The following is a 12907-nucleotide window of genomic DNA, read 5'->3' on the forward strand; positions in this document are numbered from 1 at the left end:
GACCACCGAACCGTGTGGCTCTCTTGCCCGGTACGACGTCCGGCAGTCCTGGGAAGTTGCCGGGTGAGACAGAACTCAGGGACTTCTCAGGGACGGGGCTCGCGGAAGGGTTCCCCGCTCAGGCCAGGCCGAAGCGGTCGAGCATCCAGGCGAGCGAGAACGCCCGGTCCTTCCACGCGTTGTAGCGGCCCGAGACACCCCCGTGACCGGCCGTGATCTGCGTCTTGAGCAGCACGTCCTCGGGGTTCGCGGCGACCTCGCGGAGCCGCGCGACCCACTTGGCCGGCTCGACGTACAGCACCCGGGTGTCGTGCAGCGACGTCTCGACCAGCAGCGGCGGGTAGCGCTTGGCCTCGACGTTCTCGTAGGGGGAGTAGGACTTCATGTAGGCGTAGACCTCGGGGTCCTCGAGCGGGTTGCCCCACTCCTCCCACTCCACGACGGTCAGCGGCAGCGTCGGGTCGAGGATGGTCGTGAGGGGGTCGACGAAGGGCACCTCGGCCACGATCCCGGCGAACGCCTCGGGCGCCAGGTTGGCGACCGCCCCCATCAGCAGGCCGCCGGCGCTGCCGCCCTCGGCGATGAGCCGGTCCGCCGACGTCCAGCCCTCGGCGGCGAGGTGCTCGGCGCAGGCGACGAAGTCGGTGAAGGTGTTCCTCTTCCGCAGCAGCTTGCCGTCGTCGTACCAGTGCCGCCCCATCTCGCCGCCGCCGCGCACGTGCGCGATCGCGAAGCCGACACCGCGGTCGAGCATGGACAGGCGGGCGATCGAGAAGTACGGGTCGATCGAGTCCTCGTAGGAGCCGTAGCCGTAGAGCAGGAACGGTGTGCTGCCGTCCTGGGGGGTGCCGGCCGGGACGACGAGCGAGATCGGGACCTTCGTGCCGTCGGACGCCGTCGCCCAGGTCCGGTGCTGCTCGTAGTGCTCGGGGTCGAACGGGCCGCGCACCGGATGGGGGAGGACCGGGGTGGTCTTGCGCAGGTGCAGCGTGCGCGTGGGTACGTCGAAGTCGTAGACCGACGGGGGCGTCGCCATCGTCGTGTAGCCGAGCCGGATCGTGGGCTGGTGGAACTCCGCGTTACTGCCCGCGCCCACGGTGTAGACCGGCTCGTCGAAGTGCACGAGGTAGTCGTCACCGAGCCCGTCCGGGCGGGTGTCGTCGAGCTCGATCACGCGCAGCTGGGTGAGGCCGTCGCTGCGCTGGCTGACCACGAGGTGGCCGGCGAACGCGTCGACGTCCTCCAGCCGCACCGCCGGGTCGTGCCCGATCAGCGGCTGCCACTGTTCGTGGGAGGTCGCGTCGAACGGCGCCCGGGCCAGCGCGTAGTTCTCGGCGCCCTCGTTGTGCAGCACGAGCAGACAGTCCTCGCCGCCGATGACGGCGTGCTCGATGCCGTACTCGACGCCCTGCCGCCGCGGCGCGACGACCCGGAACTCGCCGGTCGGGTCCGCGGCGTCCAGGACGCGGTACTCCGTCGTGGTCTTCGACCCGGAGCCGATGACCACCAGCCGGTCGCTGCGGCTGCGGCCGACCGAGGTCCAGAACCGCTCGTCGGTCTCGTGGTGCACGACGACGTCCTCGCTCACCGGGGTGCCGAGCACGTGCCGCCAGACCTTGTCGGGCCGCCAGGACTCGTCGACGGTCGCGTAGAACAGGGTGGTGCCCTTGAGGTCCCAGGTCGCCCCGCCGAGCGTGTCCGGCACCTGGTCGGGCAGCACCTCGCCCGTGCGCAGGTCCTTGACCCGCAGCAGGAACCGCTCGTTGCCGACCGTGTCGGTGCTGTACGCCAGGAGGTTGCCGTCTGGGCTGACGGACGCCGCACCGAGGGAGAAGAAGTCGTGTCCCTCCGCCAGCGCGTTGACGTCGAGCAGCACCTCCTCGCCCGGCACCTCCTCGTCGGCGGTCAGGCTCGGCGGGGTCCAGTCGTCGAGGCCGTCGGTGTCCCCGGCCGGGCAGCGGCAGCTGATGCCGTACTGCTGGCCCTCGACCGACCGCCCGTAGTACCAGTAGCCGCCGATCCGCGACGGCACCGACAGGTCGGTCTCCTGGGTGCGGGCCTTGATCTCGCCGAAGATCGCCTCGCGCAGCCCCTCGAGGTGGGCGGTGCGCGCAGCGGTGTAGTCGTTCTCGGCGGTGAGGTACGCGAGCGTGTCGGGTGACTCCTTGTCGCGCAGCCACTCGTAGTCGTCGACGAAGGTCTCGCCGTGGTGGGTGCGCTCGGTGGGCACCTTCTTCGCGACCGGGAAGTCAGGCATGCGCAGAACCTAACCGGCGGACGGGTACGGCGGGCGGATCGGTCCACCGGCGGTGCCGGCGCGTGCCGGCACGGGCCGGGACTCGTGCACAGATCGACCCCTCTCGCTGTGGACAAGCTGTGCACGACGCCCAGTTCTCTGTGGGTAGTTCCCGGCCGTCTGTGGACACACCGGTGTCCGCGAGAAATGCTCGAATCTTCCTGCAGGAAAGGGTTGTGCGGCGGTTCCGGGTGCCGTAGAAATCTCTCACGCACTCCCGCAAGGGAGCGCAGGACCGGTAGGACGACAGGTCCACAGGTGCGGGGCAACCCGCATCCGGCAGCCTCGTGACGGGGCCGCCGGGACTGGGAGGACTGCTGGTCGATCGGGCGTCGTCACCGTGCTTCGCACGAGCCGGATCATCCGTGGGGCCCTTTGGAACTCATACTTCCGAAGGGCCCCACACCTCTGTCTGCACCCTCGTCGCCTCCGGTTCCGCCGCCGGGTCCACCACGGCGCGCGGCGACAGCGCCGGGTCGTCGACCAGGAACGTCCGCACCGGCCCGGGCGGTGTCTGCGCGGTCTCGAACCGCACGGTGACCCGGCCGCGTCCGGATCCCCACACCCAGCCCGGCCCGTGCTCCTCGTGCTGCACGTCCTGGCCCGGTGACCAGCGCCGGTCGCGGCCGAGCCGGGACAGGTCCACCGCGGGCAGCTCCTCGGCGGGCTCGCGCTCCTCGTCCTCAGCGAGCGTGCCGTCGATCTCGAAGAGGTCCTCCTGGATCCAGTCGGCCAGCCCGGACACACCGACGCCGAGCAGCCGGACGCCGCCCGAGGTGTCGACCTCGGCGAGCAGGGCGCGGGCCAGCCGCGACACCGTCCGGGTGCGGTCGGTCGGGGACGGCAGGGTGGTCGACCGGGTGTGGGTGCTGAAGTCGTGCAGCCGCACCTTCAGCGTGATCGTGCGTCCGGACAACCGGGCCTTCTGCAGCCGCTCCGTGACCCGGGTGGCGTACCGGTCGATCAGCGCCTCCAGCAGCCGGCGGTCGACCAGGTCGGTGTCGTAGGTGTCCTCGACGCTGACGGACTTGGCCTCCCGCTCCGCCACGACCGGCCGGTCGTCCTGGGCGCGGCACAGGTGGTAGAGCGACGTGCCGTGCGCCTGCCCGACCAGCCGCACCAGCTCGTCCTGGGACAGCGCCTCGAGGTCGGCGACGGTGTGCACGCCGACCCGGCGCAGCCGCTCGGCCGTCGCCGGTCCGACACCGGGGATGACCGACACCTTCATCGGGCGGATCAGCTCCTGCTCGGTGCCGGCCGGGACGACGCAGAGCCCGTCGGGCTTGTCGAGCTCGCTGGCGACCTTGGCCATGAACTTCGACGTCGCGACCCCCACCGACCCGGTCAGTCCGCCGGTCGCCTCGCGCACCCCGTCCTTGAGCGTCTGCGCGATCTCGGTGACGCCGGCGACCGAGAAGTCCGTGTGCCCCGAGGCCGCGAGGTCGACGAACGCCTCGTCGAGCGACAGCGGCTCCACCAGCGGCGACAGGTCGCGCAGCAGCGACATGACCGCCCGGCTCGCCTGCCGGTAGGCGTCGAACCTGCCGCTGAGGTACGCCGCGTGCGGGCAGCGCGACCGCGCCTCCGCCGTCGACATCGCGGAGCGGACGCCGTACAGCCGGGCCTCGTAGGACGCCGTCGACACCACGCCCCGCCCGCCGACGCCACCGACGACGACCGGCTTGCCCCGGAGGGAGGGCTTGTCGCGCTGCTCCACGGCCGCGAAGAACGCGTCGAGGTCGACGTGCAGGATCGTCGGCTCCGCGCGTGGCCTGGGAGGTCGCACGCGCCCATCATGCAACGGAGCACCGACGGTCCCGGCGGCACCGGCCCCGCGCCCGGTTGCGTCCCCAGCCGCCCGCTGCCGCCCCTTGTCCACCGTCGCCGCGCACACCGGTCGTCGCGGTGCCCGCACCGGCGGACAGTCCTCCCATGACCGCACCCGCGCACCGCACCATCCGGGCGACCGGCCCCGACGACCTGCTCGCGATGGTCCCGTTCCTGCTCGGCTTCCATCCCGAGCGCTCGCTCGTCCTCATGACCATCGGCCGGGCCCGCACCCCCGTGCACGCACGCCAGGACCTGCCCGACGACCCCGCCGAGGTTCCCGAGCTCGTCACCGAGCTCGTGACCGTCGCGCGCCGCTCGGGTCTCGCCCGGGCCGCCGTCGTCGCCTACTCCGACGACCCGGCCGGCTCCGACGCCGTCGCCCGCGCCCTCGTCGAGGGCCTGACCGGCGCCGGGATCGAGGTCCCGGTCGCGCTGCGTGCCGACGGCGCGAGGTGGTTCTGCCTCGGAGACTCCGACGCGTCGTGCCCTCACGCGTGCCCGCCGGACGGCACGCCGTACGACATCAGCCGGCACCCGCTCACCATCGAGGCGCTCGTCGAGGGCCGCGTCGTCCACGCCAGCCGGACTGCGCTGCGCGACTCCCTCGTGGCCGACGACCTCGCCGAGGTCGACCGGGTCGGCGACGCCGTCGAGGTCGCGGGCGACCGGCTGCTCGCGGCCTGCGTCCCCGCCTCCGACCCTGCGGCGCCTCCCGATCCCGGTCTCGGTCGTGCGCACCTCGTGTCCGAGGGCCGCTGGCTGCAGCACCGCGTCCGCCGGTTCGTGGCCGACGGGCTGCGCCTCGACAGCCACGACGTCGGTCGGCTCCTCGTGGCGGTGGCCGCGGTCGAGGTCCGCGACGTCGCGTGGGCGGAGATCACCCACCAGGGAGCCCACCGGCACGTCGACCTCTGGCGCGACGTCGTGCGCCGTGCGCCGCACGAGACGAGCGCAGCGCCGGCCGCGCTGCTCGCCTTCGCCGCCTGGCTCTCCGGCGACGGTGCGCTCGCCGCCTGTGCGCTCGACGTCTGCCAGGACGCCGAGCCGGGTTACTCCCTGGCCGGCCTGCTCACCCAGGCGCTCGCCGCGGGACTGCCGCCCGACAGCTGGCAACCGATGCCCGAGTCGGCGCTCACCCTCTTCCGCGGCGACCGGAGCGGCGCGTGACGGCGACCCGCCTCGCCGCGATGAGTGCCGCGAGGTGGCTGCGGGCACTACTGTCACGCCATGGGCGAAGAGGTCGCACAGCAGGAGTTCTCACGCGAGGACCGCACCCGCTACCGCGAGAAGGTGCGGCGCTGCCTCGACGTGTTCGCCCGCATGCTGCGGGAATCGCGGTTCGACGCCGACTACCCGATGACCGGGCTCGAGATCGAGCTCAACCTCGTCGACGATGCCGGCGACCCGGCGCTGAAGAACCTCGAGGCGCTCGAGGCGATCGCCGACCCCGACTTCCAGACCGAGCTCGGCCAGTTCAACCTCGAGATCAACGTCCCGCCGAAGCAGCTCAAGGACCGCGGCTTCACCGAGTTCGAGCAAGGCGTGCGGCACAGCCTCAACGACGCCGAGTCCAAGGCGGCCCAGGTCGGCGCCCACATGGTGATGATCGGCATCCTGCCGACGCTCTCCGCCGGCCACATGAGCCCCGCTTCGCTGAGCCCCAACCCGCGCTACCAGCTGCTCAGCGACCAGATCCTGGCCTCGCGCGGCGAGGACATCGTGATCGACATCGGCGGACCCGAGCGCCTCCGCACGACGGCCGACTCGATCATCCCCGAGGCGGCCTGCACCAGCACCCAGCTTCACATCCAGGTCAGCCCGGAGGACTTCGCCGGCTACTGGAACGCCTCCCAGGCGATCTCGGGTGTGCAGCTCGCGATCGGGGCGAACTCCCCGTTCCTGCTCGGGCGCGAGCTCTGGCGGGAGACCCGGATCGCGTTGTTCGAGCAGGCCACCGACACCCGCAGCGAGGAGCTGAAGACGCAAGGCGTCCGCCCGCGCGTGTGGTTCGGCGAGCGCTGGATCAACTCGATCTTCGACCTCTTCGAGGAGAACGTCCGCTACTTCCCGGCGCTGCTACCGATCATCGAGGACGAGGACCCCCTCGAGCAGCTCGAGGCGGGGCACACCCCGGCCCTGGCGGAGCTGCGCCTGCACAACGGCACGATCTACCGCTGGAACCGCCCGGTGTACGACGTCGTCGACGGCACCCCGCACCTGCGGGTCGAGAACCGCGTCCTGCCGGCCGGGCCCACCGTCGCGGACACGATGGCCAACGCGGCCTTCTACTTCGGGCTGGTGCGCACCCTGGCCGAGCACGAGCGGCCGCTGTGGTCGCAGATGTCGTTCAGCGCCGCCGAGGAGAACTTCCACGTCGCGGCACGGCAGGGCATCGACGCGCACCTGTACTGGCCCGGTCTCGGCCAGGTGCCCGCCACCGAGCTGGTGCTGCGCCGGCTGCTCCCGATGGCGCGGGCAGGCCTGGACTCGTGGGGCGTGCTCTCCGAGGAGAGCGACCGGCTGCTCGGGATCATCGAGCAGCGCTGCCTGGCCGGGCAGAACGGTGCGTCGTGGTTCGTCGACCGGTTCCACGAGCGGGCGGGCGAGGGCGACTCCGACCGTCTGGCCGCGCTGCGCGACACGTTGAACGAGTACCGCGCGCACATGCACACCAACGACCCCGTGCACAGCTGGGAGTAGCGCCCGACGGGGCGGATCCCACGCGGCGCCCCGTCGTCTTGGGCGCGGGTCAGAGCCGCAGCCGCTGCCAGGAGCGCGACTCGCCCGTGCGCACGTCGCGCCAGCCGTACCGCGTCACGGCGTAGCAGTCGCCGACGGCGCGTCCGTGCTGCGCGAACGCGGTGGTCGCCGCCGCCAGCCACGCGAGGTCCTCGTCGTAGGCCTCCGGGCGGCCGGACCGGGTCAGCCACACCGTGTCGCTCAGGCCCGCGGTCCGTTCGAGCAGGGCGGACACGACGTCGGTGCGCAGCGCCGCGTCGACGACCGGGGCGTCCGCGCGGCGTGACACCCACGAGTCGTGGGTGCCGCCGAGCGTGCCGACGTGGACGGCGGTGTCGAAGACGCGCCGCGACTCGCGCTGCCGGAGCAGCCCGACCTCGGTGCGCAGGAGCTGGGTGACGTCCACCCGCCCAGCATCGCGTGATCGTCCCGGCCGCGTTCGGGCTCGTCCACAGGGCCGAACGGGTGGCGCGGGCGCGCCGGGGGTGGATAGGTTCGCCCCGAGACCTCGCGGGTACACGCCGTGCAGTCGTGAGGTCGTGAACGCAGCCGACCCGGGTTCGCACCGGGTACGAAGAGGAGGACGGTCAATGGGGACCATCGTCGTGGGTTACGTGCCCAAGCCCGAGGGGCGGGCCGCGCTCCGCCGCGCCGCCGAGGAGGCCAGGCTGCGCGGCATGCGCCTGGTCGTCGTGAACTCCCACCGGGGCGGTCGTGAGTTCGACCGCGACGACGCGATCGAGTCCGAGGCCCAGCTCGACGAGGTGCGTTCCACGTTGCAGGAGGCGGGCGTCGAGCACGAGGTGCGCCAGCTGGTGCGCGGCCTCGACCCGGCCGACGACCTGGTCAACGTGGCCAACGAGGTCGGCGCCGACATCATCGTGATCGGCCTCCGCCGGCGCTCGCCGGTCGGCAAGCTCATCCTCGGCAGCAACGCCCAGCGGGTGCTGCTCGACGCCCCGTGCCCGGTGCTGGCGGTCAAGGCCGGCGAGGACGAGCCGGTCGAGTGACGTCGATCCGGATCGCGCAGGACGCGCATGCCGACGAGGTGCTGAGCGCGAGCTCCTTCGCGCTGCTGGTCGGCATGCTGCTCGACCAGCAGTACCCGATGGAGCACGCGTTCCGCGGTCCGGCCAAGATCCTCGACCGCTTCGGCTCCCTCGACCCGGCGGCGGTCGCGAGCGCCGACCCCGAGGAGTTCGCGGCGCTGTGCTCGACACCGCCGGCGATCCACCGCTATCCCGGCTCGATGGCCGCGCGCGTGCAGGCGCTCGCCGCCGTCGTGGTCGAGGAGTACGACGGTCACGCCGAGCGCCTCTGGGAGGAGGCCGGGTCCGGCAAGGAGCTGATGCGGCGGCTCCAGGCGCTGCCCGGCTACGGCAAGCAGAAGGCGCAGATCTTCACCGCGCTGGTCGGCAAGCAGCTCGGGGTCCGGCCCGATGGCTGGGAGCAGGCAGCGGGGGACTACGCGGAGACCGGCTCCTACCGGTCGGTGGCCGACGTCGTCGACGGGACGTCCCTGGAGAGGGTGCGGTCGTTCAAGAAGGAGAAGAAGGCCGCGGCCAAGGCCTGAGCCGGTCCGGCCGTCCCGCATCGGCGGGGTCCTGGCTTGGATCGCCCCGGGGACGTGTCACAATGGGAGAGCGGCTCTTGACGTGTACGGGCTTTGCCGCGCCCGACATCCGCTGTACGAGAGGTATTCGTGTCGACAGCCACGTCCCGCAAGCTCCCTGCCGACGTCCTCGCACACCCCGACATCGTCGCGCTGATCGACCAAGGCAAGGCCTCCGGACACGTGACAGCCGATGCGCTCCGCACGGCGACGGACACCGCCGTGCACAGCCCGGCGCACCTGAAGGCGCTGCTGCGGTACCTCGGCGAGCTCGACATCGACGTGGTCGTGGCCGCTGTTGACTCCGCCACCGCGCGGAAGAAGGTCGCCGCGGCGTCCAGCACCCGCAGCACCGTGAAGGCCACCACCAAGAAGGCCGCAGCGAAGAAGGCTCCGGCGAAGACGGCCGAGCCGGCCGCGGCCAAGAAGGCCGCGCCGGCGAAGAAGACCGCCGCCAAGAAGACCGCGACGTCGGCCGCCGACAACGGCACCGCCGCCGAGGCCGTCGGGCCCGACGGCAAGAAGGTCCTGCCCGACATCAGCGACGACCAGTTCGAGGCGGACCTCGCGGCCGACCCCACCATCAAGGAGGACGAGAAGGAGGCCACGGAGCAGACCGGCTTCGTCGTCTCCCAGGCCGACGACTCCGACGAGCCCGAGCAGCAGGTCATGGTCGCGGGTGCGACCGCCGACCCGGTCAAGGACTACCTGAAGCAGATCGGCAAGGTCCCTCTGCTCAACGCCGAGATGGAGGTCGAGCTCGCCAAGCGGATCGAGGCCGGCCTGTTCTCGGAGGAGAAGCTCGGCAAGGGCGGCAAGATCGCGGCGAAGACGCTCGAGGAGCTCGAGTGGATCGCCGAGGACGGCCGCCGCGCCAAGAACCACCTGCTCGAGGCCAACCTCCGCCTCGTCGTCTCGCTGGCCAAGCGCTACACCGGCCGCGGCATGCTCTTCCTCGACCTGATCCAGGAGGGCAACCTCGGCCTGATCCGCGCGGTCGAGAAGTTCGACTACACCAAGGGCTACAAGTTCTCCACGTACGCCACCTGGTGGATCCGTCAGGCGATCACCCGCGCGATGGCCGACCAGGCCCGCACCATCCGCATCCCGGTGCACATGGTCGAGGTCATCAACAAGCTCGCCCGCGTGCAGCGCCAGATGCTCCAGGACCTGGGCCGCGAGCCCACCCCGGAGGAGCTGGCCAAGGAGCTCGACATGACCCCGGAGAAGGTCATCGAGGTCCAGAAGTACGGCCGCGAGCCGATCTCGCTGCACACCCCGCTCGGCGAGGACGGCGACTCCGAGTTCGGTGACCTCATCGAGGACTCCGAGGCGATCGTCCCGGCCGACGCGGTCTCGTTCACGCTCCTGCAGGAGCAGCTGCACGCCGTGCTCGACACGCTCTCCGAGCGCGAGGCCGGCGTGGTCTCGATGCGCTTCGGCCTGACCGACGGCCAGCCGAAGACGCTCGACGAGATCGGCAAGGTGTACGGCGTCACCCGCGAGCGCATCCGGCAGATCGAGTCCAAGACGATGTCGAAGCTGCGGCACCCGTCGCGCTCGCAGGTGCTGCGCGACTACCTCGACTGAGGTCCGCCGCCGCACGTCGTCCGCGACCCAGTGTCGCTCCGGCGCCCGCTTCCCGAGCAGGGGAGCGGGCGCCGTGCCTTTTCCGGCGCGGATGCAACCCGGCCGGAGGAAGTTGCGTCTTGGCTGCAGTGAGGGCCTCGCAGGGAGGTGCTCGACCGCCGTCCGGCGGACCATTCCAGGAGAACAGCCATGACCAGCATCGCCAGCACCAAGCGCGCGACCCTGGCGGCCGCGGGCCTCGCCCTCGCCGCCTTCGTCGGCACCGCCGCCCCGGCGCTCGCCGCCACCGCCACCTTCCAGGACGCCAAGGGCGACGTGGCCCACGGGGTCGACCTCGAGTCGGTGAAGGTGGTGAACGAGAAGAGCGTCCGCATCACGGTCCAGCACGCGGACATCGTCAAGTCCTGGCGCAGCGGCGCCAGCCAGACGGTCTTCCTCGACACCGACCCGTCGAGGCCGGGCCCGGAGTTCGCGTTCCCGTCCGTCGCCTACCAGGGTGGCGACTACGCCCTCATCAAGACGCGGGGTGACGGCTGGGGCTTCGGCCGCCGTGCGGTGCCGCTGACCTGCGGCTACGAGCTCCGCCTCGACTTCGCGCGCGACGTCAGCACCATGCGCATCGACCCCGCGTGCCTCGGCAACCCCGGCGAGATCCGTGTCGCGGTCAAGGCGGCCGGCACCCAGGCCGACGGTGACGTCGTCACCGACTGGCTCGGCGGCCGCCGTCAGCTGACCGAATGGGTCGCCAAGGGCTGAATCGCCCAGGTCCGCGCATGGCTCCACGTTCCGTCCGGGCTGGCCCGGGTGAAGCGACAGGTGGGGTCAACCGGCGGCCACCAGCGCGACCGCCACAGCGCAGAGCCCAAGGCCCACGCCTTGGGCTCTGTGCACGCGCTCGTGCAGCACCAGCGCGGCGAGCAGGACCGTGGTCGCCGGGTACAGCGAGGCGAGGATCCCCGAGATCGTCAGGTAACCGAGCTGGGTCGAGACCAGGAACGACCACGTGGCGAGCGCGCCGAGGAGTCCGGCGAGCACGGCCCAGCGCACCGGCCGCTCGCGCGGCACCCAGGAGCCGCGCAGCAGCAGAGCCAGCACGACAACGGTCGGGACCGAGACACCCTGGGCCGCGGCGAGCGGCCACAACCCCGCGCCGTCGGGCACCTGTCCGAGCGCGGCGAAGAGAACGCCGAAGCCCAGCCCGGCGAGCAGCCCGTCCACCAGCCCCTCGGCGAGGCTGGCCCGCGGGCCGGTGCGGTGCTCCTCGGGAACGCTGGCGACCAGCCAGATGCCCGGCAGGGCGGCGGCGATGCCGAACCACACGAGCGGCGCGAAGCGCTCGCCGCCGACGGCGCCGGCCAGGACCGGCACCACCGCCGCGCCGACGGCCGAGATCGGGGCGACCACGCTCATCCGGCCGGAGGCGAAGCCTCGGTAGAGGAACCCCGTGCCGAGGCCGGTCGCCACCCCGGCAAGGGCGGCCCAGGCGAAGTCGCGGCCCGAGGGGTCGCCCGGCACGGCGAGCGCGACCAGGGCCACGCAGACGGTCGCGGAGGTGTTGCCGACCACAGCGACGGACCAGGCGGACACCCGCCGGGACACGATCCCGCCGATGAAGTCGGAGACGCCGTACGCCATCGCGGAGACCAGCGCCAGGAGGATCGCCATCAGGTCAGGGTGGCGCCGACGAAGTACGTCGCGGCGGCGAGTCCCGCCGCGACGAGCTCGATCAGCACCGAGAGGCCGGCCGCCTTCAACGCATGCTTCGTGGACGGCCAGGCGTCGTCACGGCCGACCCGCTGCAGCTCGGCGAGGTACACGCCCAGCACGAACCCGATCAGCAGCCCGACCACGGGGACCACGAAGAACCCGACGAGCCCGAGCAGGCCGCCGACCATGAGGGTGCGGTTGGGCACACCGGCGTTCTTGAGGTTCCGCCCGGGTACGGCGTACTTGACGACTGTGCCCACCGCCAGCAGCACGACCACGACGGAGAACACCGTCCACGCCGTGGCGGTGCCGTCCAGGGCGGCCCAGACGAGCACCGCGGCGAGGATCAGCACGCTGCCGGGCAGCACCGGCACCAGCACGCCCAGCAGGCCGACGAGCACCGCCAGCCCGACGATCACCTCGGTCGCGTCCACGGGAGCAGCCTAGGGGGCGGACCGACCCGGAGACGCGACGAGCCCCGGCCGTGCGGCCGGGGCTCGTCGAAGCTCTGGAGAGTCGGGAAGCGGTCAGCGCTCACTCTCGGACGCGGTGGCCGGAGTGTCGGACAGCTTCTCGGTCTCGTCGTGGACGTGGATAGCGATCTCGCGCAGCCTGTCGCCGTGCTCACGCGCGTGGTGCGCGCAGAACAGGAGCTCTCCACCACCGGCGAGCTCGACGCGGAGGTAGGCCTGCGCGCCGCAACGGTCGCAGCGGTCAAGAGCCGAGAGCGGCGTGCTCGGGGCAACTGCAGTGGTCACTTGAGGCCTCTTTCCTTCCTGGTGTCCGGTTCAACGTAGCGCGGGCGGCCAATGTTCCTCGGGTACCCGTCTCGCCTCATCGGACACAACATCCAATCACGCCTAGTGCTTCCCACCGGTGGGTGGTATCTCCCCGTGAGACCGGGTGACCTCTCCCACATATGTTCGTGCGGCCTGCTCCTCACCTGAGGACTTCCGTCCCCGGGTCCTCCCTGGCCGGACCTCGTCGTCCGTCCCGTGCAGATGGTTCGTTCTCAAGTGTGACGCGGCTTGGCACCTGTTCGTTGCCAATCGCGCGTTCCTTGAAACTTCCGTGGCCGCATCGTGACACTCGCGACGGTCGTACGTCGGTAGGCGTGGCGCGACGGAGCGCCC

General features: G+C 71.8%; 12 protein-coding genes. 6 read left to right on the forward strand and 6 right to left on the reverse strand.

The genetic code is table 11. The features are described 5' to 3' along the window. Positions 1 to 118: 118 nt before the first annotated feature. Positions 119 to 2257, reverse strand: coding sequence for a S9 family peptidase (locus ETU37_RS11760; RefSeq protein ID WP_129987515.1), 2139 nt, complete (start codon positions 2255 to 2257; stop codon positions 119 to 121). A gap of 421 nt (positions 2258 to 2678) precedes the next feature. Further along, positions 2679 to 4082 (reverse strand): DNA polymerase IV, encoded by a 1404-nt coding sequence (locus ETU37_RS11765; protein WP_129987516.1) that lies wholly within the window; start codon positions 4080 to 4082, stop codon positions 2679 to 2681. Positions 4083 to 4228: 146 nt separating this feature from the next. Between ETU37_RS11765 and ETU37_RS11770 the strand changes: the two genes are divergently transcribed. Together ETU37_RS11770 and ETU37_RS11775 are read left to right on the forward strand one after the other, a co-directional pair. After that, the gene (locus ETU37_RS11770; RefSeq protein ID WP_129987517.1) at positions 4229 to 5293 is read left to right on the forward strand and encodes a DUF4192 domain-containing protein; all 1065 of its coding nucleotides are present in this window, start codon (positions 4229 to 4231) and stop codon (positions 5291 to 5293) included. A 60-nt stretch (positions 5294 to 5353) separates the two neighbouring features. After that, positions 5354 to 6826: a glutamate-cysteine ligase family protein gene (locus ETU37_RS11775; RefSeq protein WP_129987518.1), complete on the forward strand. Its 1473-nt coding sequence runs from the start codon at positions 5354 to 5356 to the stop codon at positions 6824 to 6826. Positions 6827 to 6875: 49 nt separating this feature from the next. Here the strand turns inward: ETU37_RS11775 and ETU37_RS11780 are convergent, their stop codons facing one another. Beyond that, entirely contained in the window at positions 6876 to 7271 is a 396-nt protein-coding gene (locus ETU37_RS11780) for a hypothetical protein (RefSeq protein ID WP_129987519.1), read from the reverse strand. Between the two features lie 184 nt (positions 7272 to 7455). Here ETU37_RS11780 and ETU37_RS11785 point away from each other — a divergent pair, with 184 nt between their 5' ends. From ETU37_RS11785 to ETU37_RS11800, 4 genes are all read left to right on the forward strand, one after another. After that, a complete protein-coding gene (locus tag ETU37_RS11785) occupies positions 7456 to 7875 on the forward strand; it encodes a universal stress protein (RefSeq protein WP_129987520.1) in 420 nt (139 codons plus the stop codon). Then, positions 7872 to 8438 (forward strand): HhH-GPD-type base excision DNA repair protein, encoded by a 567-nt coding sequence (locus ETU37_RS11790; protein WP_129987521.1) that lies wholly within the window; start codon positions 7872 to 7874, stop codon positions 8436 to 8438. Before ETU37_RS11785 ends, ETU37_RS11790 begins: the two co-directional genes overlap by 4 nt. Positions 8439 to 8567: 129 nt before the next feature. Further along, entirely contained in the window at positions 8568 to 10067 is a 1500-nt protein-coding gene (locus ETU37_RS11795; protein WP_165372508.1) for an RNA polymerase sigma factor, read from the forward strand. Positions 10068 to 10256: 189 nt separating this feature from the next. Then, positions 10257 to 10823, forward strand: coding sequence for a hypothetical protein (locus ETU37_RS11800; RefSeq protein ID WP_129987523.1), 567 nt, complete (start codon positions 10257 to 10259; stop codon positions 10821 to 10823). A 66-nt stretch (positions 10824 to 10889) separates the two neighbouring features. On the opposite strand, the gene ETU37_RS11805 is transcribed toward ETU37_RS11800, so the two are convergent. The 3 genes from ETU37_RS11805 to ETU37_RS11815 all read right to left on the reverse strand — a co-directional run bounded on the left by ETU37_RS11805 (position 10890) and on the right by ETU37_RS11815 (position 12532). Then, complete coding sequence (locus ETU37_RS11805; protein WP_129987524.1) at positions 10890 to 11732, reverse strand: EamA family transporter; 843 nt, start codon at positions 11730 to 11732, stop codon at positions 10890 to 10892. After that, positions 11732 to 12208, reverse strand: a complete 477-nt coding sequence (locus ETU37_RS11810) for a DUF456 domain-containing protein (RefSeq protein ID WP_129987525.1) — start codon at positions 12206 to 12208, stop codon at positions 11732 to 11734. The genes ETU37_RS11805 and ETU37_RS11810 overlap by 1 nt, the downstream gene beginning before the upstream one ends. Before the next feature lie 93 nt (positions 12209 to 12301). Continuing rightward, positions 12302 to 12532, reverse strand: coding sequence for a DUF7455 domain-containing protein (locus ETU37_RS11815; RefSeq protein ID WP_129987526.1), 231 nt, complete (start codon positions 12530 to 12532; stop codon positions 12302 to 12304). Positions 12533 to 12907 lie beyond the last annotated feature (375 nt).

Source organism: Nocardioides iriomotensis (genome assembly GCF_004168035.1).
GTDB lineage: Bacteria > Actinomycetota > Actinomycetes > Propionibacteriales > Nocardioidaceae > Nocardioides_B > Nocardioides_B iriomotensis.